Below are 25,567 nucleotides of genomic sequence, written 5' to 3'. Positions count from 1 at the left end.
TCGTTAGACGAACCTGAGCCCTCACTCAGAGTGAGCGAGTGGAGATTTCGCTCTCTTTGATTCCAAACCCTATACAAGTCCGGGGATTATGAAACACGCAAGCATTATTCCAATTCTTCTGGTATCGACACTCGGTATCGGTCCTCTCCTTGCTTCTCCCCTGAATTCAGGATCCATCCTTGTCTGCAGAGACACAGATTCTAGCGGAAAGGCACGTTCTGTTTGGCCCGCATTCTTCTATTCTTTAGGATTGGAGAGCATGAATAAGGCTCGTCTTTCTGAAGGAAGAGAAAGAGCCGAACTGATCACGGAATCCATCCGGAACTATGAGAAATATCTGAAATGCTCCGAATCCTTGGGAGCTCCGGTTTCTGCGGTTTCCAGATGGAACAAGGCATTGGCCCATTATTATATCGGCCAATGGAAGGAAGCGATTCTCGAGACGGAGCTCGCAGAAAAGGCGGATCCGAATTTTAAAGAATCCTATATCTTAAAGGGAACCATCCTTCTGAACGGAGGAGAATATGATAAAGCGGCTTCTTATTTAGAAGCGAATCTGAGCAGATTTTCAGATGATCCGGACATTTATTATCTTCTTAGTTCTGCGGAGCTTGCTCTTAAGAATGATGCAAAGTCTGTTCTGTATTTAAGCTCACTTCGAGATCTGATCAAGCAAAAGGATAGCAATCCAAAGTATCCGGAGTTTGTGTATTTATCCTTAGGCAAAACCTATTTCAATCTGGGACAAAATACAAAGGCTCTCTTCTATATTTCCGGTTATCTGGAGATGAGACCTGAGAATTGGGAGGTCCGATTTCTTCTGGCAAGAATCCTAGACCAACTAGGCAAGTTTGCACAAGCAAAGAGACAGTTGCAAAGGATCTTGCAAGAGATCCAAGGCAATTCCTCCGTGGAGCTTATGCTCGGGGAGATGTATTTTATAGAGAGCCGTTCCATGGCTGCAGGATACTTTGAGGAATTGAAGAAGAAGGGAAAACTATCCAAGGAAGGGGTTTTATTCGGCCTCTATTCCATTCTGAACTCCAATTACTCGGAAGGAAGGAGGATCCTTTTTCCTCTGAAAGAAAAATCCCCTAGAAGACTTTCCGTGAGATTGGGGATCATAGAAATATTAAAGAGAGATCCGAATATTAGTAAAAAAGAATATACTAAGGAACTCGTAGAAGTGGCCGGGATCGCTCTTCAGTCCCAGCTAATCAATCTCTCCGAAACACTCCTCTTAGAGGCGATTCAGATCACCGCTAAGGAAGGAGATGACAAGGCAGTACTTGCAGAAGAATACGATTTTCTAGCGAGCGTATACGAACAGTCTGGTTCCGTTTTTAGATCTATTATCTCGGTAAGAAAGGCGATTGAGAACGCTCAAACCAAAGAAGATTCTAGAAAATACGAATTGCATCTTGCCTATCTTTTAAGAGGAAATCCTCCCGGAAAGATCCAAGAATCCGAAGAGATGATCCAAAGCATCTTGAAGCAGGATCCGAAAAATCACTACGCGTATTATCTTTTAGGGATTGTTCTTCTTCAGTCGGAGAAATTGCAGGAGAGTAAAAACGCATTCAGCGAAGCGATCTCCTTAGAACCTAAATCTGCAGTGTACTATTTCTACCGAGCCACTGCTCTTGAAAAATTGGGCAAGTTAAAAGATATGGAAGCGGATCTTCGGAAATCCATGGAATTGGATCCCGAAAATCCGATCTCTTATAACTATCTAGGATATCATTATTCGGAGAAAGGGATCCAACTGGATGAAGCATTAGAATTAGTTCATAGAGCCGTGGAACTCGCTCCAGATAACGAAGCCTACCAAGATAGTCTAGGTTGGATCTATTATAAGAAGGGAAGGATAGAAGAAGCGCTTTTGCATTTGAATCTGGCTTATCAGATTCTGCAGGATAAGAACGATTTTGATCCTACAATTTGTGAGCATCTAGGAGATGTTCATTATGAAAGAAAGGATTTTGCGGAAACGAAAAGATTCTGGGAAAAATCGGAAAATCTCTATCAAAAGAAAGAAGACAAAGAGAGAATTCGGGAAAAATTGGGAAGGCTAAGAACGAATTCGATATCGACCAAGCCTTGATCGATTTAGAAGAGAGATCCGTTTTGATAACAAACCATTTATCGCTATTTAGAATTATTACTTCATTTGTATTTGTATCGATCCTGTTTGCAAACTGTGCTACGACTGAGATCGAAGAGATCCCTTTTCGTCAGAAAGGAAAGATCAAATTTTGGAGCGCCAAGTCCAAGGACGGACAGAAGTATTTGGATGGCCTTCGTAAATTAGAAGAAACGAATACTTCTTATTCAGGCGAGTTTGATATTCGCATCCAGAATTTCTTTCCTAAAAAGGATGTCTTTTCTCTGAGTGGAAAGATCATGTACGACAAACCGACTGGAAAGATGCAGATCGAACTTACTGATAAGTTGTTTGGGATCAGCGTTTCTAAAGTATTTACGGATGGAAACACGATCCGGATCAAGACTGCCAGCGTGGACAAGGTTCACGAGCAGCCGATGGATGATATTGTTCTTTCCGATCCGAATACCGGAAAGCAGACGATTGTTCCTTTTCCTGTAATCTATTATCTTCTTTCCAATCGAAATGCACAACTATTCAAACCTGAATGGACTATAGTGCAGCCAACCGAAGGAATCGTTCTCGTTCGCAAACCTGGAGAAGAATGGACCTATTATACAAAGGAGAAGGGGATCTACTCCGTAGAATGGGATTCTTCCGGAAAGAATGTAAAGGCAGTCACGAATGTGCAGGGAGAGTTGGAATTTCCTCCCAAGGTCACCGTAACTAGGATCGTCTCTAGAACGGACGGGTCAGATCAAAACCGCATTGAAATCAAAATGAAGAAAGTCAACCGCACTGATAGTTTGAACCAAGTAGTCTTCGGATTCTAAATAGTAAGGAAATCTAAAATGATCGATATAGAAAAAAACGGACATATTCTTGAGCTTTATATTAAGACGAACGAGGTTAACTCGCTCGGCAGGGACTTCTTCCATAAGCTAAGTACTACGATGGAAGAGGCAGAAAAAGATCGTAGTGTGAAAGCAATCCTTCTCTCAGGAAGAAATGATAAATTCTTTTCTAACGGATTCAATCCGGAGATCTTTGTGGGGAAGAGCTTGGATGAAATCAAGAGCGTTCTTCACGATGCTTTAAGCGCTTGCGGAAAAGTTTTATTCTCCAGTAAGCCAGTGGTATGCGCGATGAACGGACATTCTATGGGAGTAGGTGCAGTGCTTGCGATCTTCTCCGATTATAGGATCCTTGTGGAGAAGAAAGGCCGTTTGGGATTTCCTGAATCTTTGATTGGTATCAATTTCCCTTCTACTGCAGGCTATATTCTTAAGGAACTAGTAGGGATCAAAACAGCTAGAGACCTTTTGTACAGCGGTAAAGGACTGAAGGCAGATGAGGCAATCGAGGTCGGCTTGGTAGAAGAAAGCGCGACCCCTGAAGAGCTAATTCCTAAGGCTAGAAAATGGTGCGAACAATTTAAGAATATGGCGATTGAATCCGTGATCGGAGTAAAAGTCTCTCTCAGGGATTCACAACGCCTTGTCGCAGAATCATTAGATAAACGTGATATAGAACTTCTTTCCGCAGCGATCGCTACCCAAAACGGCCAGGAAGGAATGAAATCCATCCTGGAGAAAAGACGACCAGTTTTTCATTAAGAATGAAATAGTTTGCCCGGATTCAAGATTTCTTTTTTATCCAAGACTTTCTTGAGTCCGTTCAGACCTTCTACTCCCACCTTACCTAAGGTGTTTTGATACCAAGACTTGTGATCGAATCCTACTCCGTGATGGTGACTGATCGGAGCCTTGTGAGCAGCGAATGTATCTGATACCTTGCGCTTCATCTTGAACCATTGCTCTTCGGGTTTCTTCTCATCCATAGGGAATAGGATCGTATAATACAAACACGCGCCGTCATGATAGCTATGAGAAAGATGGCACATTGCTCTGGAGCCTGGGATAGAAGTTTCGAGAGCTGCAAGGCCCGCCTGGTGTAGATCTTCGAGTCTATCATAGGTGGTAGAAGTTTCCATCGTATCTACTCCCATTCCGAACTGCATGATATGGTTTCTTAGATAAGGCATATTGAATCTACCATGGATCCAGCTCTGTCCCAATTTCTCTCCCGCATACAATGCTCCTGCTTTTTTCCAAAGAGGTTTTAGAGCCTCGAAAGAGCGTGCTACTTCCAAACGGGAACCGTCGAGACCGACTAGAACGACACATTTTCCTTCTCCAAGGCCCTTCCATTTTAATACTGCATTTTGGATGAGATTCTTAAGGATGCGGAGAGGAGTATTCTTCTTTCCTAATTGACCCAAATACTCATAGAGTCTTGTCTCGCTTGCATCTGAAAGTCTAAGCATGGAAGTTTTGATCTCTGCATGATTTGCCTTTCGAATAAAATTCAAAGAAGAACGCATCTCTGGAAATACGAGTCCGAAGTATTTACGGGTTTCCGGGATTTTATGGATCTTTACGGTCACTTCGGTGATGATACCAAGTAAGCCTTCGCTTCCCGCTACGATCTGATTCCAGTCGGGGCCGATGGAGGCCGCAGGAGCTCTTAAGGTTTCTACCACTCCGGATGGACTGATCAGTTTTACGGAAGAGATGATCTCTTCGATCTTTCCATAACGATTGGATTGTTGGCCGGCACTTCTTGCTGCTACCCAACCTCCTAAGGTAGAATATTCGAAGGACTGAGGAAAATGTCCTAGAGTATATCCTTTTAGATTTAATCCGTATTCAAGCTTGGGCCCGTAGATCCCTGCTTGGAAGGTGGCAGTCAGACTGATCGGATCGAAACTCACTAGATCAACCATTCTGGTTGTATCTAATGAAAGTACTGCTTTTTGGCCCTTGCCCTTGATTACCTCAAGACCGCCTACTACGGAAGAACCTCCTCCGAAAGGAATGATCGTGATCTTATTCTTGGAACAATATTCTAAAATTTTAATGATCTCGGAATCTTTTTGAGGATAAACGACTCCGTCTACGAATGATTTCAATTTGTTAGTATGAAGTCTTAGAACATCGTAATAACTTTTTCCGGCAGAGTGAAAAACTCTCTCGAAACGATCCACTTTCAGATTGTTTTTGCCTACGATTGAGCCTAGGCTCTTTAGGTCAGAAGGACTCAGCTTGGATTTAGGTAAGTCAATATTCTCCAACTCTACGGCTGGAGTCTCTCGGATCGCCTCCATCTGGAATTCTCTTTTTAAGAGATCCAAGATTTCAGGCATCTGGGCCTTTCTTCCGAAATCCTGGTCGTTTGCTCCCCAAGCATTCCATCTCAGATTGGATCTTGTATAATCGATCTTGGAATTCAGCTCGTGATAAAACATGGATGGTCTCCGAAAACTTAGAAGTGACTCCAATAAATCCGAATCTTTCCTGGGAGCAACGTAAAAACGAATTCTATGATGCGGAAGGGTCTAGCTTCTTCTTTAGTTCTGCAATTTTGGGATCGTTGGGAGAAAGAGCAGATGCTTCTTCCAATAATTTTTTGGCTCGGAATGAATTGCCTAACAAGCGGTATATATCCGCAAGATTGATTAGGTTCTTCAGATGATTGGGCTGTCTGACCCGGAGTTTTTCTCCCAGTTCGGAAGCGGATCTTAGAAGTTCTAAATTTCGAGATCCCGCATACGCCTTCTTCCAAAGAATGGAAGTAATAAACAAGAACTCAGTTTCGGAAGGATCCCAGTCTAGGACCTTCTCCGCCCAGATAGCGGACTCTTTGAATTTAGAGATCTTATCATACCATTTAGAGAGTAATTTTGCGGCTTGAGGAGAATGTCGGAGCCCTTTCGATCTGCTTTGCTTCACGCTTTCTTCTAAAATCCGAATTGCGCCTGCAAAATCACTTTTTTGAGCCAGAGAGTCCGCTTCTTGGATGGAATTCTTGTCTTCTAAGAAAGGGTTTCGACTAGGCAAATAAGAAATCGATAATATACTTAAATCATCTGAAAGCTTTCCTTTACGGATGAGTGACTTGCGAATCGTTTTGATATCGCCTCCGCTTTCTTCGACCGAACTCAAGAACTCGGTCTCGTCCTCGTTGATGATCCTTTTTCCGGAAAAATCTTCCTCTAAGACTAGATCGTCTCTTCCGTCCGAACCGCAGAATACGATGTCTCCAGGCATGAGGCGAAAGGTCTGGACCTGGATCTTACTTCCGAATATCTCCGAAATACCAAGCTTGCGGATATTGGATTCTAATCCTAAGAAAGTTGCCTTTCCATCTCTGTATAGTACAGGCCATGGATGTTCTGCATTAATATAATATAATGTTCCAGAAGAATGATCCACAATCCCAAAAATTGCGGACACTAACATAAACCCATCAAATGTCTCAAAAACATTCTGTAGATCGATAAACGCTTCTTTTAGCCAACGCTCAGGAGAACGTGTTTGGATCTCCGGAGACAGCCTGGTTCTACTGATAATCGAATTGAATACGGAACCGAGGACCAAGGCTCCTCCTGCTCCCTGGATGGATTTGCCCATTGCATCTCCGTTGATGAATGCAGTGTATTCTTTCCCTTGTAGATGGATCGTATATGCGCTTAAGAAGTCCCCGCCAAGTTCGTAATCCTTATCTTTAAATGAGAATTTTTTGTACTGATCTAAGACAAATTCTACTTTTACGGAAGAATTTCCGGTCTGCTCCAATTTAATGAGGGGAGAAAGAAGAAGAGCAGTTAAGAAATAATCCCCGTCCTGTTTTTCCTTCAAGCTTTGGATCTGGAGCATCTTTTCGGAGATCTCTTTATTACTTTCGAGAATCTTGAATCTACTCACAAAGCTAACGAAGCGATATCTTTCCAAAATGATTGAAAAGACGAACGTGAGAAGATAGGCGATTCCAAGATTTTGCATGGAATAAGATGCCTGCACGGTGCTTAAATTCGGGGAATAGATAAAGGCAGAGCCTAAAAAAGCAATAATAGAAAGTATTAATAAAATATAATACGATCTAAGGGGAAGGGGCACAAACACCATTGTTATCAGTGCTATCTGCAAACCTGAAACGTAGTTCGGGTCGTCCGCAATTCTTCCGGTAAAAAAGGAAGTACAGATGGTTAAGTAGCCCAAAAATAGATAAGCAAACTCTAAGCCGTACTTTCTGGTAGGAATCTTAAAGAGAGTATCTAAAAGAAATACGATTAAGGAAACAAAGCTTAGGATGGTGAATCCGATCCTGAAATAGAAAAGCTCAGGAAATTCAGGGTGAAGTTTTTGGTCCGTGCCAAAGGCAAAGCCTAGCCAGACAAAAATCCCGAGTAGGGCACCTGGATATTGTAAGCTTCTCGCCTGCCTTTGCAGATCTTGAATGTATTCTTTCTGAAATGTTGCTCTATCTAGATCAGCTTTGAAGATAGATAGAAAGAAATTCCATTTACTTCGCAAACGATCGGTTAGGGAAGGTTCAAATGACATCTGTTAGATTGAACTCTGTTCGTTAAAAAATTTCCAAAAGTGGAAATTCGCAGAACGAGGTCTAAACGAAACTTATAATATACTAATTTTACGTAAACAATTTGTACATTTCTAATGTCTTGACCGACCATTGTCTCGGATCTAGGCTGTGTATCTATGTCCAAAATTTCTCCAAAAAATAACCAAACTTCTCCTCTTTCGTCTCAAGTATTCGATACCTTAGTGATAGGGGGAGGGATTACGGGAGCGACTACTCTTTGGGATTCTAGTTTAAGAGGATTGAAGGCCGTTCTAATCGAAAAGAACGACTTTGCTTCCGGAACTACCCAAGCTACTTCCAAATTGATCCATGGAGGATTGCGTTATCTAAAGAATGCTGAATTTGGACTTGTAAGAGAATCTTTGAGAGAGAGAAGAATTCTAGCAAAGATCAGTCCTCATGCGATAAAGACATTGGGTTTTATCATCCCTATCTATTCCAGAGCGGAGAAATGGATCACTCATATAGGACTAGGAATGTATGATGTATTTTCCTATGATAAGAATAGAGAGATCAGTTCGGATGCTTGGATCCCCAAATATAGATTCCTTTCAAAAGAAGAAACCATATTAGAAGCGCCTTCTTTGCCGAGAGAAGGATTGAAAGGTGGATTTTTATATTATGATTATCAAAATACAAATCCGGAAAGGCATACATGTGAGTTTATCTTTTCTGCAGAGAAGAAGGGCGGGCTCGCTCTAAATTATACTGAGCTCGTAGCGATCTCCAGACAAGGAGAAGTATATCAGGCAATCGTAAAGGACAAGAGAACAGGCAAATCCTATCCGCTTTTTGCAAAGACGATCGTTAATGCGGCGGGACCTTGGGCGGATTTCGTGGAATCTCTCGCGGGTGTTGGAATGGACAAGGTGCTTGTACGCTCTAAAGGGATTCATATAGTCACAAGATCTCTTACCGTTTCGAAGACGATCGTTCTAAAGAAAAGGGACAAGACCCACATGTTTGTGATCCCTTGGAGAGGAAAGACTATCATCGGTACCACAGATACCGTCTTCTCCGATTCCCCGGATCATTTCAAGGTGACTAGATCGGATATACAGGGTCTATTAGAGGAAATTAATTTTGCGTACGGCTATTCGGATCTTACCGAAGAGGACGTGGATTTCTACTATGGAGGAATGAGACCTTTGGTAGAAGATCCCGGAGAAAAATCGGATACCTACAACGCTTCTCGCAAAACGGAGATCCTAGATCATAAAGAAAAAGGACTTCCCGGATTTTTTACTGCTTTGGGAGGAAAATATACCACAAGCAGACACCTAGCGGAGAAGATTACAGACAAACTTTGCGAGTTCTTGCCTGGCTCTTATCATCCTTGTGAAACGGCGCAGATCCCATTGTCTTCCGGAGAATTCTCGGATCATTCTTCTCTTGTGAAGTCTCTTTCTAAAAAATATTCCAAGCTGGACGGAGAATATCTGGAGACATTGGCATCTAGATACGGAAGCCTCGCTTATGAAGTACTGAAGCTCCATAAATCAGGAGAAGGTTCTGCTACTCTGTCTAACGGAGAAGAGTTCAGTGCTTCGGAAATCCGTTATATCGCTTCCAAAGAGAAGGTAGAGAAGGCAACCGATTTCTTCTTTAGAAGATCAGGAGTGGGTGTACCAGGAATTCCTTCTGCAGAAAATCTGCGGTGGATTATCGATCAGCTTGGAAAGACGCTTGGCTGGAATCCTGCCCGAAAGAAATCGGAAACTTCGGAAGTGGTTGCCAGATACAAATTCTAATCCGATAAGATCTTAGCTGTTTTAGATCATGGAAGCCTTAAGTCTGGATATATATTCTATTTATTTGATATTTGGAGCATTATTTTCCTTTGTTTGGGCTATAGGTATACTCTTGAATTCGACGAGCCTGGGAGAAAGGGTTCGTTTTTCCTTTGTTCTATTCGCTTCTTCCCTGTGGCTTTTATCTGGAGTGGCGTTTCTCTACGGTTGGATCTATCGGTTTCCATTTTTTTTCGGAGTTCATCTTCCTTTCGTATTTGCGATTGCTCCAGTCTTAGTGCTTCACTTCCAGATCACTCTGTTGAAAGAGAATTTGAGCAGGCTCGAGATATTGCCTCACTTTCTACCTTCACTATTCTGTTTTTTGTTGCTTCTTCCGTATTGGACGGGAGGAGAAGAATTCCAGACTAAAACCTTGACCTCATTCGGAAAGTCCAAGGAGCCGTATCTTCTTATCCTGGCATTTTTACAGATCGGACCCAAGATCTCTCTTCTAGTATATCTTCTTCCCCTAATATTCATTTATAGAAGCTATCTTTACAGAAGAAAAAAAGATCTAAGAGAAGAGAGGATGAGAAGGCTCTTTTTGCTTTTCCTGGGGCTCGTGAGTATGCTAATTCTTCTTGGGTTATCGGGTTTTATTTTCAATAGTTCGGATCTAATTCGATCCAGCATTTATGGTCTTCCCCTATTAATCGTATTTGCCTTTTTGGTATCTCAAAAGGAACCGAGCAGTCTAGGAATTATAGGAAAGAATCTAAGGGAGGTGAGCTATAAAAAATCCAGATTAGTTGGCACAGACGAACATACGTTAAGAGATCGCTTAGAAGCTTTAATGAGAGAAGAGAAAATCTACGCGGACGAGGACCTGACACTTGGGCAGCTTGCGCAGGAATTAGAGCTCACCAATCACCAACTTTCAGAATTCTTAAACAACCGATTGTTTATGAAGTTTTCTGATTATATTAACTCCTGGCGGATTAAAGAGGCCAAGTCCCTCTTATTGGAAGATTCAGAAAGATCCATATTATCTATTTCCGAATCAGTAGGATTTAATTCCAAATCCGCATTTAATGAAGCATTTAAGAAATTCACCGATCAAACTCCCTCCGATTATAGAAAGAACGCCAAACGTACGTAATATTTAAGGTTTCAAATCCTAAACTACTACGTCCTGAGTTATATCTCCGGACGACAAAGAGGAGAATCGGCGTTACACTCTTTCGAAAATATCTGGAGCAAATATGAGAACCCTCGCCGATCTATTCCGAAATTCTAAAGAAAAATTCGGGAATTTTCCGGCCTTCTTCGCAAAGAACGAAGCGGGAGAATTCCAAAAGACAACATTTTCAGAGTTATATGAGTTAGGTTTACAGCTGGGAACTGCGCTTATCGAACTGAATTTTCCCTCGGGAGCGAGGGCAACTATCTTAGCGGATAATCGCATAGAATGGATTATTGCGGATTATGCGGTTGTTCTTTCCGGAGGAGTGGACGTTCCTCGGGGAAGCGATGTAACAGACGCCGATCTAAATCATATCATCCCACATAGCGGTTCGGAGATCGTATTCGTTGAAAACGATATGGTCCTAAAGAAACTCTATAATAATAAAGAGTCACTAAAGAAAGTGCATTCGATTATTTTAATGGATCCGAATTCGAAGGGCACTGGATCGGAATATTTTCTATGGGATCTGCTAGAAAAAGGTAAGAAATCTAGGGAGAATGGAAATAGAGATATGGAATCAAGAATCTCTCAGATTTCCGATGAGGATCTTTTTACACTGATCTACACTTCCGGCACCACAGGAAAGCCGAAAGGAGTTCCTCTTACTCATAAGAATATCATGTCGCAGGTGAATCGTGTTCCGATCAAGCTTTCTCCCGGAGAAAAGGTCCTCTCCATTCTTCCGATTTGGCATATTTTTGAAAGACAGTTCGAGATGATCTGTATTTTCGTGGGCGCAGCTACTTACTATTCTTCGGTTAGAAGTCTGAAAGAGGATCTGAGAAATGTTCGGCCTACATTTATGGCATCTGCACCTAGACTTTGGGAGAGCATTTACCAAGGGATCATCGCGATTATCGCTAAATCTTCTTCTGGCAAGAAGATTCTTTTTCAGGCAGCGATCCTCTTCTCCGATGCGGTCCATTCCGGTAAGCGTTGGTTGAGTTTTCAAGAGTTGGATATGACGGGCAGAAGTTATATCGTTTCCTTCTTTCGAGGAATATTCGAATTTTCAAAATTAGTTCTTTCTTATATTCCTTATTTAATTTTTGACTTTCTAGTTTTAAGAAAGATTCGTCAGGCCACTGGCGGAAAGCTGAAAGGAACCATATCCGGTGGGGGAGCCTTGCCTATCCATGTAGATAAATTCTTCTTTAATATGGGAATCCCTGTCTTTGAAGGTTATGGGATGACGGAAACTTCTCCCACTCTTTCTGTTCGCACCTTTGAGAATTGCATTCCTGGGACTGTCGGACCCTTGTACCCGGAGACCGACGTCCGAATCGTGGATCCGAATACTCAAGTCGTTCTATTCTCCACTGAGAAGAATGGTCCGAAAGGCTATGGCAAGAAAGGAGAGATCCATGTAAAAGGCGACCAGGTAATGTCCGGATACTATATGGATCCCGAAAACACTCGCAAGGTTCTGCAGGAATCTTGGATGAATACAGGAGATCTGGGAATGATGACCTATAACGATTGCTTAAAGATCGTGGGTCGTACGAAGGAAACCATCGTATTGCTTGGCGGGGAAAATGTGGAGCCGGTTCCGATTGAGAATATGCTGACCCAATCTGAATTGATCCTACAATGTATGGTAGTCGGTCAGGATCAAAAATATCTATCGGTATTAATTGTGCCAAATCCGGAGTTCTTTCCAGAATACAAATCTGGACAAGGATTCTCTTCGAAAGAAGAAGAGTCTAAATGCGAGCTGAGAATACAAACTGAGATCAGAAATTCAATTTCAGCAGCAAACGGTTTCAAATCCTTTGAGAGAGTAATAGACTTTAAGATCCTTCCTAAACCGTTCGAACCGGGAGACGAATTGACTGCAAAATTATCCGTGAAGAGACATGTGGTGGCGGATAAATATTCGGATCTGATCCTGGATATTTATTCGGACAAGAAAGCAGAGACTGCAAACAAATAAATAAAAAAGCCGCAAGATACTTGCGGCTTTTCTTTCACTTTTATCTAAGACTGAACTTAGAAAGTAAAGGTATTGGAGAGAACTACTCCCATAAAGTCTTTTACTACTTCGGCCACCTCATCCAGTTTGATGGAATCCTGATCTACTATCCTTTGGCCTACAGTTCCTAAAATAATGCTGATCAAGAGTCTGTTTAGATTCGGATTTGTGATCCCTAAGTGCTTCGTGATGATGGTGACGTATTCCTTCATCGCTTCTGCGATTAGTTGTTTTTCTTCTTCATGATTCTTTAATCTAGATACATCGCAGATAATATAAAGCAGGTTTTGGAAATACGTTTCTCTGTCTTTGACCATAGTGAATAGAGCTTCTACTCTTTTTTCAATGGACTGATTGTCTTCTCCCTTCGAATAAACCTGAAGTTCTTCAATATCCTTGTTCAGTACGTACTTTACAAGTTCCTTAAATATATCTTCTTTCGTGGAGAAATAATGGTAGAGGGTTCCTGTGGAAACGTCCAGTTCCGTAGCAATTTCCCTCATGGAAACCGCCGAATACCCGCGCCTGGCTAAAATATCCACACACTTGGATAGAATTTCGGCTTTGTACTTTTCGTGATTTACGATTTTGGGCATTTCTTGCAGTCCTGAAATGAGTTTTTCTATTTTTCTGTTTTCGCTAGTTCAAACCCCTGGTCCGAGCAAAACGAGCCAGACGCCTTATTTTTCGGGGTAAGTTAATTATTTTATTTGTTCGAAAAAAGAATGCAAGTGTTTTTTCCAATTTAGGTTCAGATGGGCCAGGATCTTCTCCTTCTGCTCTTCCGCATCATTCTTGCCCTTCTCAAAAGCATAATGTACTAGCTCCGGATTGGTATAATCGAACCCTTGTTCAATAAATGGTCCCTGGGGGGAAATCAATAAGCTTTCCGAAAGCAGGTCTCTAGATTTACCTACTAAAGTGGTAGGCTCATAGAATACTCCTATTCTCGGAAGATCGGAGGAGAAGTTTTCCAGCAGAAGATTATTGGTGAGCCCTCCGTCCAGATAATAATTACCGTTAAAACTCTGGAGAGGTAGGACTGGAAAGGCAGAGCAAGAGTTCATTACTATCTGGGTCGTAGTCTCATGATCGGTAAAATCCTTTTCGGTAAATACCTTCTCTCTCCAACCCCAAGCTTTCATTTTTTTTAATACTTCGAACGGCTCTTCTCCGTTTCTTCTGAGAGTTTCGTCCTTGAAATATGCGCGAATAATGGAAGCGGCTTTGGCGAGCAGAAGCCTCTGGATTGGCTCACCTTTTTTATTCTTATCCAAACTCTCTCTTGGAATCTCTACCGTATGAATTCTGATCCTTGCGGACTTAGAAAGCATCTTGGAAAATCTCAAACAATAGCTGACTGTCCTTCTTGCCATGCTATCATGAGGAAAAGGAGGAAGGATCCGAAGAAGTCTGTTCCAATAGAAGTTCTTTGGATTTCGTTTCGTCAGCTCCTGAAAATAATGAGAGCTATCCACTTCCGTTTCTGAAAGAGTACTGATTGCCATGGCGGCACCCGCGCTCACTCCAGAAACTTCTCTAATCCTGATCCCCCAGGTCCGGAGAGCGAATGCGACTCCCAATCCGTAGAATGCCTTAATTCCTCCGCCTGCAATCGCGAGTGCGATCTCTTTCTTAATTCCGATCTCTTGCCAAGCGGTCTGTAGACCTTTTCGTATTCTGGTTTCTAACCAAGAAGAAGGGGAAGCCATGATTTTACATATTGGTTGCGAATCCGAATTATGCAATTTTAATTTGCGTAAATTTATTTTCTCTCTAAGATCGGAGAATCTCTTCGGAGACAGGAGGAAGCCTTGGCTGAAGATAACGGATTACAAGACATGCAAAAAGAATGGGAGAAGTTTTCAAAGATAGCTCCCAATCTGATCGTACCTCCTCCTGCTTTTAAGGAACTTTCCGGTGAATTCATCTCTTACGTTCGCAAGAAGGAGATGACGTGCAGCTTCTATGTGGAGCCTAGATTTTCGAATCCTATGGGTGTCTTTCAAGGAGGGTTTCTTGCAGCTGCATTCGATAATACATTCGGACCTCTTTGCTATTTAGCGGCGGGTAAACCTACCACTACTTTAGAATTAAGTGTAAGTTATATTCGAATGATCAAAGAAAACCAAAAGATCACAGTAAATGCAAGAGTGGTCGCTAGAGGGAACCAGCATATTTACTTAGAAGGAGAGGCTTTCGACGAAGAAGGCAAACTTCTCGCTAAATCCACAACTCAGGTACTCATCCTGAGAATGCCAGGAGCTTAAGTTCTCCGTAGGTTCCAAAAAGCCTAGAGGGTTTTAGTATCAGGCTTTGGCAGAAAGAAAGCGGATCGTTTCTTCGTTTTAAAGATCCGCTTCTTCCGGAGTAGGTGCGACTGCTGCTGGAACCGGGGCAGTGATCCTTTCTAGAGGAAGCTTCTTCACATGTTCCGCCATTTCTTTTAAGATATTTGCAGTGATGTCTTTCATAATATCGCCGATGACTTCTGTTTCTAAAATCTCGGCAACCATCCTTCCTATATCTTCTCCTAGTTTGCGCGAGACCTCGGACATGAAAGGGATCTTAGATAATTCTTCCAATAAGAACTTGGATTGTAAGGATTCGTTTACCTTTTCATTCAATTGATCATTGTGTTTGGAGATTGCTTGTTTTGCAAGTTGGCTATAGTCCAAGCGAAGCATTACTTCTTCGACTCTTTCGAGAGAATGTAAAAAGACTGCGTCCGCTATCGTATCTACGATCACATCTCTAAAACGGAAAGTGATCTCTCTTGTGAGTACCTCGCTCACATTTTGTCCGGAAGTACCGAATCTATAAAATGCGATCGCGAGCTTCACTCCTCTCAGGAGAAGAAACGGCCTCAGAAAATACAGAGGAATGATCCCAACTGCCTCATACCAATTCGTTCTTAGATATTTCTTGATGTCTTTTTTTTGTCTCAGCTTGAGCCAGAGTTCGAAGCCCCAGAGAAGAATTACGAATAGATCGAAGGCAAGAATATAAGCGGGAATATCCCTGTGGATGAATTCCTTGTACGCGTTCACGAAAAGCAATAAGAAGACATCAAATGCGGCGAGAGCTAAGAGGAGATAATCTCTGGTAGTTCCTGGAAGTACACTTCTCCAGTATTTAACCGCATTTATAAATCTTCTGATCTTAGAAAGCTTTTCAGGGTTTGGATTCTCAACAGGCATGAAGAATCATCCGATTCGGTTCGGTGTTTACAAGTTTTTGCAAAACGTGCAATCTGGTCACTAGTTTTAATCAATGCATCTAGTCGTAGACGGTTTCAATTTGATTTACAAGATCCCAGAGTTGGAAGAATACATGTATTCCAATCGACTCAGGGAGGCCAGGGTGGGCCTTCTCAGGATTTTAGAATCGTATTCCCAAAAATTAAAAAGCTCGAAAGTCCATGTATTCTTCGATGGAAAAAAAGAAAAAGGAAATGAAACTAGAGAAGATTCTTACGGAAAGATCCATGTCTATTTTAGTCAGGACCAAAAGGCGGATGATTTGATCAAGGATTATATCAAGTATTCTCCTAGGCCGGGAGATCTCTATGTGGTCACCTCCGATCAGGAAATTTTGGCTTTTGCAAAACGACTGGGAACAAAACCTATACTTTCCGAAGAGTTTGCCAAAAAGATAGAACTAGCCTTGGCTGAGAAACCCCAGAAAGAAGAAAAGGATCCTACAGCGAAACTTTCTCCCGGGGAAATTCTTTATTGGAAGGAACTATTTAAGAAGGGAAAGTAAAGAGTGCTTTTTAATTCGATCTTATTCCTCGTTTTCTTTTCGATCGTATATTCGATTTATTGGATACTTCCAGAAAGAAGAAGGCAGGATTTCCTTCTTCTTTCGAGCGTTGCCTTTTATATTCTGGGCTCCGCTACTTTCCTAAACGGTGTAGTTTTCTTTCTACATTTCTTAGGGATCGTTCTATTAAATTATCTAGCTTACTTTAAGATCCGTACTTCCTCAAGACCGAAACCTTGGATGATTGCAGCAGTATTGTTGAATGCAATCAACTTGGGATTCTTCAAATACTTCTATTTTTTAAATAAGATCCTATTCGACCTCACAGGTTATCCGTTCTTTGAAGAAGTTCCACGAATCCTGAAGATCTCTCTTCCTTTGGCAGTGAGTTTTTATAGCTTTCAGATGATCGCTTCTGCGGTGGATGCGTATCGCAAGCCGGAAGGCGAAATTATCAGTCTGAGAAAATATCTAGGATTTGTAATATTCTTTCCTGTCTTGATCGTAGGGCCTATTCTTAGGATGAGGGATTTCTTCCCGAATCTGCAAAATCTTCATCCTGACAAGGATAAGCTTATCCGAGCTTCTTATTTGATGATCGCCGGCCTCGTAAAAAAGATCCTGGTCGCAGATCCTGTTTCAGGAGTGATTGCGCCGGTATTCTCGAATCCAGGACAGTATGATAGCATATCTCTAGTTGCCGCCGCGTTCGGATATGCGATCCAAGTGTATTGTGATTTTTCAGGACTTACGGACATGGCGAGAGCCGTGGGACTCGCGTTCGGATTCGAACTGCCTGAAAACTTCAACGCTCCACTTTTTTCTCCTTCCGGTAGAGAGCTTTGGCAGAGATGGCACATGACTCTTTCTTTTTGGCTTCGAGATTATATCTACTTCCCTTTGGGTGGAAGTAAAAAGGGAGAATGGAGAACCTATATCAACCTCATCATCACCATGACCGTGGGAGGGATTTGGCACGGAGCCGATTATACCTTTGTGACTTGGGGATTCTATTGGGGAGTGATCCTTGCTTTCGAAAGATTCTTAGTGGGAAGATTCGGATGGGACGATCAAGAATCTAAGAACAAATTTGTGACTTTCCTGAGGGTCCAATTGGTTTTCGTGCTCTTTTCCTTTAGTGCGATCTTATTCCGCGCGAATTCAGCGACTAAGATGTTCCAACATGTGATCGGTCTCTTTACAAATACACCGAACTTGGTCTCGACATACTTGGTTACTTTAAAATTAGGTTGGATAGAGAATTCGATCGGTCTTGTTACTGGATCCTCTCCGTTCTTATTAGAATCTATGAAGAATATGGAAAAAATTGCATATTCTTATCTCGGATTCATCGTATTCCATTGGATCCAAACTAGAAAGGATTTGCTGATGAAGTTTGGAAAGAATAAGGATTGGCTTTTGGTTCTTTCCGGAGTTGCAACGATCTTTGCAATTGCACTTCTTTCAGAAGATTCCGGCGCCTGCATCTATTGTCAGTTTTAAGGTAGAAGATAATCTATGAAAAAAAATCTATTCTTACTTCTTCCTTTTATCATTCTCTTGGTCGCGATCGGAATAGATCGGATCTTAACCCTGCCTGCGGTTCAGCCTTATTATTCTAAGACATTTTCTCATCTGAATTTCGAAAGCAAAGAGGATCTGTATTCAGATCTGAAAGATTTCTTGAAGCAAGATAAATCTACTAGAAAGAAAGCTCTCGTATACTTTGGAAATTCTAGATCTCTTCTTCTTCCTACATTGGAATTGGAGAAGAAGTATCCGAATTGGGCTCTCTATAATTTCTCAGTCCCAGGTGGGTCTCCCGATTATTTCTTGTACTGGATAGAGAGATTTAGAAATGATGGGACCCGTCCTGATTTCGTAGTGCTGGATCAATCATTAGAGATTTATAATAAAACTCCCGTTCTCGCCTTGGATGAGGTTCTCGTATACGGTTTATCCACCGATTTCATTTTGAAATACTGGTCCAGATATACTAGAGAAGAACTCTCCGTCTTTATCGCTAAGCATTTGTTCCACACATACAGGGATAGACCTAAGATGTGGAGAATTATGGAAAGAGCAAAGAATTCTTCTGCATTGGCTGGAGTCTATAAGGAAGGAGTTCGTAAAGTACTCGAGGTATTAAAGGCACAGAGGGGAAGTACTCCGACCGAACGTACTAAAGTAAAGAATACGGATGAACAATTGGCAAAGGCCTCCGAATCCGATTTTGGTTCTTACCTGGTGCCTTATACATTTCATCAGGATATGTTCGCGATGCAAGAGGATTCCATCCGTCTCTTGAAACAATACCAGGTTCCATACGCGACTATTTGGGTAAGAGTAGCTCGTCCTTATTTTGCATTGTACGGAAGTAAGAAAGTGCAGACGATAGAAGGGGAAAAAACTCCTTTAGAAATCTGGAAACCTATATTAGAAAAATTCAATCAAGAAACTGGTACAGCGCTTTGGAATATGAACGAAGATCCTTCGTATAATTGTAATGAGTTTGCGGATCCAGGGCATATGTCACCGAATTGCGGACTAGCCTTCGGAGACTTTATCTTCCAGAAATTGGAAGAAGCAACTCAAGAAAAGTAAGAAACTAATTCGGGCAGAATTTCTCCTGCCTTTCCTGGAAAGAAGTAATCGGAGAGTGAGCTATACGCGCTTTTCTCCAGATTGATTTCGATGAGTAGAGCTCCGTTGGATTTTGCAATTCTCGCAAGTTCGACAGGGATCCCGACTGCGCCGGAAGTTCCGATTACGAGCGCAATTTCTGCTTCTTCTGCAAGATGAATAGATTCGTTCAATAATTCTGAGTTATAAGTTTCTCCGAACCAAAGCACATCAGGTCTGAGTAAGCTCGCGCATTCCTTGCATTTAAAAGAAACTTTCAGTTCTTCTATTTGAGAAGAGAAAGTTTTTTTACAGCCGGTGCATTTCGTCCTGAAAATATTCCCATGGATCTCTATAATTTTTTTAGAACCACTTCTCGCGTGTAAGCCATCCACATTCTGGGTGATTAGAAAAAAATCAGACTTCTTCTTTTCTAATTCAGCAAGAGAATAATGAGCAGAGTTGGGGGATTTAGTCGAAATCAGATCCATTCTCCAAAGATACCATTCCCAAACAAGATGAGGATCTCTGGAGAATGCTTGCGGGGTAGCGAGTTCTTCAGCTCTAAATTCTTTCCAGAGTCCTTCCTTTCCTCTGAACGTGGGAACTCCACTCTCGGCGGAAATTCCGGCGCCAGTCAGGGCTAGGATTTTTTTAGAAGAAGTTAGTCTCTCTTTCAGTTCGGAAGGGATTTGCATTTCTAAGTAGGAAGATGAAGTCCTTTTTCGACTTCCTTTCTTTTTTCTGTTCCTACTAGAAGTTCTACCACTTTTAGGGAGAATTCGAATGCGGAGCCAGGGCCAATGCTTGTTAAGATTTTATCAGATAGAACTAAGCGTTCTCCAGTATAATTTTTTTCTTGGGGAACGCTTCCCGGAAATGCGGTAAATTTTTGGTCCTTCTCCAAGATTGAATGATCCAATAAAACACCAGGAGCGGCACAGATCGCACCGATCCAGCGATGCTCTTTTTTAAATTCTTTTAATATACTCGAAACTCTTTCGTCGGCTTTCAGATTCTTTGTTCCCATATTTCCACCTGGAAGAAGGATCATATCGAATTCGGATGCGTTAATCTGGGATAGCACTTTGTCGGCGACTAGCTTGGCCCCTCTGGAGGCGGTTACGGTACCTTCTTCCAAACTTGCCGAGACAACTTCTATGCCGGCTCTTCTTAAAACATCTACGATGATGACTGCTTCCATTTCTTCCATTCCGTTGGCGAAAGGGACCAAGACTTTAGGCATATTTGTACCCGATTTGGATTTTGGGAGAAGTAGAAATAAGGAGCTTCTACTCTTCGTATCAAAGAGTAGAAGGAAGTAAAAAGGAATGCAATAAAAAGATTAAGTTCGGTCCGATCAGAAGTTGCCTTCCTGCCTTCTCGACCAAGTCACGTTCGAATTTAGGAAGTAGTTTGAAAACATTGCAATTACGATCGAAAGTATATCGGAAGTGAATTTTAAGGTGAAAGCGTTGATGCCGGTCATTTCAGAAAGCAATGATTGATAGATGAAATGAAAACTTAACACTTGCACCAGTATCCCGAAAATACTTACCGACTGGAACAATAGAAACCCTAAGGGAAGTTTCCATTCAGAGTATCTTCTTTCATAAAAGGTAAAGTAATTATTCAGAAGAAAGTTTGAAACGATCGATAGTTCTATTCCGAATAAAACCGAAATGGAGACAGGATCTAAAATCGCAAACCCAGTAGTCAATTCTGGGAAATCCAAAGCTTCTCCTAAGAGAAAGCCTAGTAGGTTTACTACAACGCCAGTTGCTCCTACGATTGAATATAATAGAAAAGTAGGGGAGATCCATTTTCCGAATCGAATATCAAGAACTGCTAAGAAGAAGTTCTTAATTACTGAATTATTCAGTTTCGTTTTTCCATGTACCCTCGTTTGGAAGGTGTAAGGGATCTCTTCTATTTTTAGATCTTCTTTGCTTCTGCCTAGAAATTCTAAAAGGATCTTGAAGCCTCTAGGATTGATCTCGTTTACAGTTTCAGAATAAACGGATCTCTTGATTCCGAAATAACCGCTCATCGGATCGGAAACAGGTATTCCTAAGAGTCGTTTTGCTAAGAAATTTGCGAATCGACTGATCCCGATTCGGATCCAAGACCATTTACCAGTGGAGCCTCCCTTGGCGTATCTTGTTCCAAGGCAAAGATCTACATCTCTTTCGTAAAAAGAACGAATCATCTCCGGAAGGATTTTCTCATCATGCTGGAGGTCTGAATCCATCACGACGAATACTTCTCCTTCTGCTGCGCCCATTCCGGTGAGCACTGCAGAAGAAAGACCTTTGCCGGTCAATCTTCGGATCACTCTTAATTGAGGAATCTTCTCTTGCAGGTTCTCTGCAATTTCCCAGGTATGATCTGGACTATCGTCATCTACAACGATGATCTCATGATTGAATCCGGAGAGGGATCTACTAATACGATCCGCAGCAATCGGCAAATTTTCGCTTTCATTATATGTGGGAAGAATGACTGAAACGGAGGGAGTCATAAAAGCCAAGATCCATTTTCGTTTATAATCATTCAATTATATAAAGTAATTAATTGATTACATACAATCTAATTTTTAAAAATCCGACTAAAGTATGAATTTTTCTGGAGAAGGAGATAAGAATCATTCTCAACACACTTCCAAGAAGATAAAACTACTGATCGGAATGAACGTTAGACTTAATTTAAGAAGAAGGTTTTAAGAAAAAAATGAACAGAGAGAAATTCTAAAAAGGACCGGGAACACACTCTGCATTCCCGGTCAGAGACGATGGATTATCTACAGCAGAGAAGGGCGCTTGCTCCTCCATTTTTTTGAGCGACTCCGCCCACATACTCATTATCAGCGCATTGTCCTTTGTAGGAACCTGATGCCCAATCGCCGCCTCTTGTAGAAGAACGATTATCTCCTCTGTCGAACCAAACTGTGCGACATGAATTTCCTAGACTGCGGTTGGAAGGCTCACAAAGAATTCCGCTCGTTCCCCACCATCTTTTAGAGAATCCGGCGACCACGTAATTTTGAGGACACTCATACTTTGTAAAGCCTCCAGCCCAGTCACCGGTTCCATGATAACGTGTCCCTGTTTCATTTACAGCCTGCACGTTATAGGATTGATTAGAGTTCCATAGAATTCCGTAATTCGTATCGGTACACAACGCCTTATAATTTGTGCTCAACCCGTTCATTCTGTAACCGTCCGGGCAGGTTCCCTTGTTCGCTCCGTTGTCCCAATCCGAAGCAAGAGTAGAAGAATTATCATCACCGTTTCCGATAGAAAGATTAGAGAAATGATCCGCAAGTATCGATTGCCCTTGGTTTCCGGTTGTGGAAAGAAGACGACCTAGATCTTGGTAACGCCAATCATCTTTGAGAGTCCTGGACCAATCCGAAGAAACAAGACCCCATTCATCGTTTCCATTCAAGGGCCAGAATGCGAAGTCCATATCTCTTTCAATCAGATAGTCGACTAGACGTTTTAACCATTCTTTGTCAGTATCAAGAGTCGTGCTTGGAGAAGCTCCAAACTCGCTTACCCAAACAGGGCTAGTATAATAATAGTCAGGATCCGTAACATAGCCCCATTCCGAATAGATCGTACTGCGGAAAGTATTTAGATCCATATCTCTATACTTTATATTATTTCCGGAAGTAGTATCGTCTCCGTTATTATTCGGTCCGATGTACCCATAGTTATGGGCAGAATACACAAGTTTATTGGACAATCTCAAATGGATCGGCAGATCTTTGACTGGTTTCAAGTGAGGACGTTCTCCTGAACCGACGATAGGAACAAGGCCCCACCAGTTGATTCCTTCTACGATCACAAGAATATCCGGATTCGCAATAGTGACTAGATTTCCAAGATCCTGAGCGGCTTTGTGCCAATCATTCACGTCACCGGATCCCCAATTAGGGCTGTCAGGAATGTAGGTATCTCCTTTTCGCTGTGTGCGCACTTCGTTTCTAAGATCCGCAGCGGCCACTAATTTATTGTTCTTATAGCGATTGATCATCATGATCCAATCACTTTGCCACATATCAGTGCTCTGATTATATGCGAATGTCGATCCAGTATGGTACCAAAGCCCATTATAATCGTATCCGCAGCACCATTCCGAAAAAGTAGTGTGATTATTCAAAACCACAACAATCCCTGCATCGGTAAGAGCCTGAACTGTAAGATCATAGATCTCTAATGGAATCTTGCCCGCAAACTGAGGATTCGCTGCGATGTAGTCATTTGGTACAACAGTAGTATCATGAAGCATCTTATTAGAAAAGGGAAGACGGACTGCATTAAAGCCCCATTCTTGAATAAGAGAAATGATCTTAGAAATCGGCTGTTGGTCTAAGCCTCCAACGACTTGGTGAGTATCACTTGCGCCGTACCAGTTCACTGCCTTAAGCTTGAATCTTTTATTGTTCGAATCGACAATGTATCGACCATTCGTACTTAGAGGAAAACTTACCGATCCCACTGTCACAGTCGTCGATAGAGCCTTCAATGAGGAAGCAGAGCTACCGTTTGCATTTCCGCTAAGTAAGTTCGATAGTAGGAGGAGATTGTCTTTAGAACCTTCCGGAGAACAACTCCAGGCAAAAGACAAAACGGAGAATAGGCCTATGGCCCATTTTAATTTGAGATGGTTCATTTCAATTCTCTTCACTTTGCTTCCTAAGGCTTTTACAAAAACCTATAGAAGATGTTTTATTTTCCCCGCTATTAAACCGGATTTACTTATAAATCACATATTTTTAAAGGCTCGAACTCTTAAAAACGGCTTATTCTTAATTTAAAAACATTGGGAATTCAGTTTAGTAAGCGAAATTTATCGTTTGTTCCCGAACTAGTTTGTTTTTCCACCAAGCCATCTATTCCAGTGCTCTAAGTAGAAAATTACCAATAAACAATTCCGAAGCGGCTCGCAAGAAACAGGAAGCTTCTTTGGAAAAGGAAAAGAGTTTAACTTATGGAAATATTCAAATATTTCTTCCGAATAGAAGATACCGAAAATCGGTATACCGTTTTCGTTCGAATCCTTGCAGGAGGAGTCTTTCTTTGGGAAGGAATGATCAAATTCCTATATGCAAACCAAGGGGTAGGAAGGTTTACAAAGCTCGGATTTTCTCAACCGGATATGGTTGCGAGTTTTATAGGCGGCCTGGAAATTCTAGGTGGCCTGATGCTGATCCTCGGTATTCTCACAAGGCCTTTGAGCATCGTATTTATCGGTCAGATGTTGGTCGCAATGTACATGACCAAGGTTCCTCTATATTTTGGAACTTCTCCTTTGCCTGCGCCACAAGTTCCGCCAGTCATAGGAATTTGGGCAGTTCTTCACGAAATTCGGTCCGAATATTCTCAGCTATTGAGCTGTTTGTTTCTATTCTTTGCTGGTCCTGGTAAGTTCTCTTTGGACGCAGTTTGGAAGGATCGATAAAAGGAAAGTTTGCTTGCGAGGGATTGAATCTTTGAGTCGATCTCTCGCTTTTCCCGTTTCCATTTGTAGATAGGGAAAAAGCTTCCAGATTGAAGTGCTTTCAGAATGGCGGAAGGTTTGTAGTATCTTCTACACCTACTACTTCCGATAATAGGTATTATGTCGCATTAGGGAATAGGGGAAAGAAGATCGATTTGAAGGATCGAATGATCCTTCTTATATCAATTCAGAGACAGGATCAGTATCCTTGCCAGAGAGAAATAGTAACGATCGTTTTGTTATTATCCGACTTATTGACGCATTCACATTTAATTTGCGCAGATTGGCTATAGTAGCCTTGGCCTAAGGAAAATCCAGGGGCCGGTTTGCAGCTTTTATAGAGTCCGCCATCAACCAATCGATTGCAGGCTGCTTGGATAGCGGCTTCAATATCTCCACTTTGGGAGTTCAATTTACCTGGAATGGCTAAAAATACTGCAGCAGTTAAGCTAAGTATTGAAAGGATTAAGAATTTTCTCATGGGAATGGTCCGAAAACAATTTGGAATCTTTCTTTTGGAAAGAAAATATTTCAAACTAAATTTTCTTCGCCGTTCAAAATTCTAACACTGAAAACTTTCCGGATGATTGGGATTTGGCCTGGAATTCTCAGGTGCAAGATATCTGCGGCACTGACTCAAATATCAACTTTCCGTTCCATTCAATCTGCGAACATAGAAATCGTATCTACGGCAACGACAAATTCTCGCTCATGGATCTCTTTGCTTGTCTGTACGCCGCTTGAATAAGATCTCTGTGAATACCAAAGCAGTCTCTATCTCCGGAAAACTGATCTTCAAATTGCGAAAGGAAGTTATAAGTCCAATCGCTGCTTTGGGAATTATACGCTCAGTCTCTACATAAATTATAATTATTTAATATACTGAAGATTCAGTTTTGGATTTTTTAAAAGAATGGGATAATGAGATTTCGGATTGTTCCTACAAAAAAATGCAGGAGTTCCTACGTATGTGGGAACTATAAAATTTGAATTGTATGAATTTATATTTTGTGATATAGGGACGAAGGAAACCCACGGGCCACTCCCCCCACCCGAACATGGGCGGGGGCCCCTCGCTTTCATTTTCCTATGTAGGAACTCTTACCAAAATCGTTCTATTTTCATAGAAGCGCATAGAGGTCTCACGATTAAAGTAAGGACTTTAGAGATTTCTT

The 25,567-nt window shown here is 41.7% G+C and carries 21 protein-coding genes; 11 read left to right on the top strand and 10 right to left on the bottom strand.

Annotated elements, in window-relative coordinates; genetic code table 11:
• Positions 1-88 precede the first annotated feature (88 nt).
• The 3 genes from EHO59_RS11570 to EHO59_RS11560 are packed head-to-tail and all read left to right on the top strand — an operon-like array spanning position 89 to position 3,720.
• Positions 89-2,104 carry a tetratricopeptide repeat protein gene (locus EHO59_RS11570; protein WP_135588151.1) on the top strand — a complete coding sequence of 672 codons (2,016 nt, stop codon included), beginning with the start codon at positions 89-91 and terminating at the stop codon, positions 2,102-2,104.
• A 26-nt stretch (positions 2,105-2,130) separates the two neighbouring features.
• Positions 2,131-2,937 carry a hypothetical protein gene (locus EHO59_RS11565; RefSeq protein WP_135589114.1) on the top strand — a complete coding sequence of 269 codons (807 nt, stop codon included), beginning with the start codon at positions 2,131-2,133 and terminating at the stop codon, positions 2,935-2,937.
• A gap of 18 nt (positions 2,938-2,955) precedes the next feature.
• Complete coding sequence (locus EHO59_RS11560) at positions 2,956-3,720, top strand: enoyl-CoA hydratase/isomerase family protein (RefSeq protein ID WP_135588149.1); 765 nt, start codon at positions 2,956-2,958, stop codon at positions 3,718-3,720.
• Here the strand turns inward: EHO59_RS11560 and EHO59_RS11555 are convergent.
• Positions 3,717-5,411 carry an FAD-binding oxidoreductase gene (locus EHO59_RS11555; RefSeq protein WP_135588147.1) on the bottom strand — a complete coding sequence of 565 codons (1,695 nt, stop codon included), beginning with the start codon at positions 5,409-5,411 and terminating at the stop codon, positions 3,717-3,719. The two genes, EHO59_RS11560 and EHO59_RS11555, sit on opposite strands and share 4 nt — an antisense overlap.
• Positions 5,412-5,484: 73 nt before the next feature.
• Positions 5,485-7,509, bottom strand: a complete 2,025-nt coding sequence (locus EHO59_RS11550) for a SpoIIE family protein phosphatase (RefSeq protein ID WP_135588145.1) — start codon at positions 7,507-7,509, stop codon at positions 5,485-5,487.
• A gap of 156 nt (positions 7,510-7,665) precedes the next feature.
• Here EHO59_RS11550 and EHO59_RS11545 point away from each other — a divergent pair, with 156 nt between their 5' ends.
• The 3 genes from EHO59_RS11545 to EHO59_RS11535 all read left to right on the top strand — a co-directional run bounded on the left by EHO59_RS11545 (position 7,666) and on the right by EHO59_RS11535 (position 12,461).
• Entirely contained in the window at positions 7,666-9,300 is a 1,635-nt protein-coding gene (locus EHO59_RS11545) for a glycerol-3-phosphate dehydrogenase/oxidase (RefSeq protein ID WP_135588143.1), read from the top strand.
• A 112-nt stretch (positions 9,301-9,412) separates the two neighbouring features.
• Entirely contained in the window at positions 9,413-10,441 is a 1,029-nt protein-coding gene (locus tag EHO59_RS11540) for a helix-turn-helix domain-containing protein (RefSeq protein WP_246052869.1), read from the top strand.
• A gap of 103 nt (positions 10,442-10,544) precedes the next feature.
• The gene (locus EHO59_RS11535; RefSeq protein WP_135588141.1) at positions 10,545-12,461 is read left to right on the top strand and encodes an AMP-dependent synthetase/ligase; all 1,917 of its coding nucleotides are present in this window, start codon (positions 10,545-10,547) and stop codon (positions 12,459-12,461) included.
• Between the two features lie 56 nt (positions 12,462-12,517).
• Here EHO59_RS11535 and EHO59_RS11530 read toward each other — a convergent pair whose 3' ends face one another.
• Together EHO59_RS11530 and EHO59_RS11525 are read right to left on the bottom strand one after the other, a co-directional pair.
• Positions 12,518-13,096 (bottom strand): TetR/AcrR family transcriptional regulator, encoded by a 579-nt coding sequence (locus EHO59_RS11530; RefSeq protein ID WP_135588139.1) that lies wholly within the window; start codon positions 13,094-13,096, stop codon positions 12,518-12,520.
• 105 nt (positions 13,097-13,201) lie between these two features.
• On the bottom strand, positions 13,202-14,212 hold the full coding sequence (locus tag EHO59_RS11525; RefSeq protein WP_135588137.1) for a patatin-like phospholipase family protein: 1,011 nt from the start codon (positions 14,210-14,212) through the stop codon (positions 13,202-13,204).
• A 129-nt stretch (positions 14,213-14,341) separates the two neighbouring features.
• Here EHO59_RS11525 and EHO59_RS11520 point away from each other — a divergent pair, with 129 nt between their 5' ends.
• Entirely contained in the window at positions 14,342-14,770 is a 429-nt protein-coding gene (locus EHO59_RS11520; protein WP_135589112.1) for a PaaI family thioesterase, read from the top strand.
• A gap of 78 nt (positions 14,771-14,848) precedes the next feature.
• Here EHO59_RS11520 and EHO59_RS11515 read toward each other — a convergent pair whose 3' ends face one another.
• Positions 14,849-15,700 (bottom strand): hypothetical protein, encoded by an 852-nt coding sequence (locus EHO59_RS11515; RefSeq protein WP_135588135.1) that lies wholly within the window; start codon positions 15,698-15,700, stop codon positions 14,849-14,851.
• 73 nt (positions 15,701-15,773) lie between these two features.
• Between EHO59_RS11515 and EHO59_RS11510 the strand changes: the two genes are divergently transcribed.
• The 3 genes from EHO59_RS11510 to EHO59_RS11500 are packed head-to-tail and all read left to right on the top strand — an operon-like array spanning position 15,774 to position 18,869.
• Positions 15,774-16,265: an NYN domain-containing protein gene (locus EHO59_RS11510; protein WP_135588133.1), complete on the top strand. Its 492-nt coding sequence runs from the start codon at positions 15,774-15,776 to the stop codon at positions 16,263-16,265.
• A gap of 3 nt (positions 16,266-16,268) precedes the next feature.
• Positions 16,269-17,768 (top strand): MBOAT family O-acyltransferase, encoded by a 1,500-nt coding sequence (locus EHO59_RS11505; RefSeq protein ID WP_135588131.1) that lies wholly within the window; start codon positions 16,269-16,271, stop codon positions 17,766-17,768.
• Between the two features lie 15 nt (positions 17,769-17,783).
• Positions 17,784-18,869, top strand: a complete 1,086-nt coding sequence (locus EHO59_RS11500) for a DUF1574 domain-containing protein (RefSeq protein ID WP_135588129.1) — start codon at positions 17,784-17,786, stop codon at positions 18,867-18,869.
• On the opposite strand, the gene EHO59_RS11495 is transcribed toward EHO59_RS11500, so the two are convergent.
• The 4 genes from EHO59_RS11495 to EHO59_RS11480 form a co-directional block, all read right to left on the bottom strand.
• The gene (locus tag EHO59_RS11495; RefSeq protein ID WP_425460237.1) at positions 18,857-19,567 is read right to left on the bottom strand and encodes an SIR2 family NAD-dependent protein deacylase; all 711 of its coding nucleotides are present in this window, start codon (positions 19,565-19,567) and stop codon (positions 18,857-18,859) included. The two genes, EHO59_RS11500 and EHO59_RS11495, sit on opposite strands and share 13 nt — an antisense overlap.
• A gap of 20 nt (positions 19,568-19,587) precedes the next feature.
• Positions 19,588-20,133 carry a DJ-1 family glyoxalase III gene (locus EHO59_RS11490; protein ID WP_135588125.1) on the bottom strand — a complete coding sequence of 182 codons (546 nt, stop codon included), beginning with the start codon at positions 20,131-20,133 and terminating at the stop codon, positions 19,588-19,590.
• 114 nt (positions 20,134-20,247) lie between these two features.
• Complete coding sequence (locus tag EHO59_RS11485; RefSeq protein ID WP_135588123.1) at positions 20,248-21,408, bottom strand: glycosyltransferase; 1,161 nt, start codon at positions 21,406-21,408, stop codon at positions 20,248-20,250.
• A 275-nt stretch (positions 21,409-21,683) separates the two neighbouring features.
• A complete protein-coding gene (locus tag EHO59_RS11480) occupies positions 21,684-23,564 on the bottom strand; it encodes a glycoside hydrolase family 5 protein (RefSeq protein WP_135588121.1) in 1,881 nt (626 codons plus the stop codon).
• A gap of 318 nt (positions 23,565-23,882) precedes the next feature.
• Between EHO59_RS11480 and EHO59_RS11475 the strand changes: the two genes are divergently transcribed.
• Positions 23,883-24,353 carry a DoxX family protein gene (locus EHO59_RS11475; protein WP_135588119.1) on the top strand — a complete coding sequence of 157 codons (471 nt, stop codon included), beginning with the start codon at positions 23,883-23,885 and terminating at the stop codon, positions 24,351-24,353.
• Positions 24,354-24,591: 238 nt separating this feature from the next.
• On the opposite strand, the gene EHO59_RS11470 is transcribed toward EHO59_RS11475, so the two are convergent.
• Positions 24,592-24,873 (bottom strand): hypothetical protein, encoded by a 282-nt coding sequence (locus EHO59_RS11470; RefSeq protein WP_135588117.1) that lies wholly within the window; start codon positions 24,871-24,873, stop codon positions 24,592-24,594.
• Positions 24,874-25,567 lie beyond the last annotated feature (694 nt).

The organism is Leptospira semungkisensis, from assembly GCF_004770055.1.
In the GTDB taxonomy this organism is placed as follows: Bacteria; Spirochaetota; Leptospiria; order Leptospirales; family Leptospiraceae; genus Leptospira_B; species Leptospira_B semungkisensis.
Note: the sequence above shows the minus strand (reverse complement) of the source record. Positions and strands in the feature narration are given on the sequence as shown.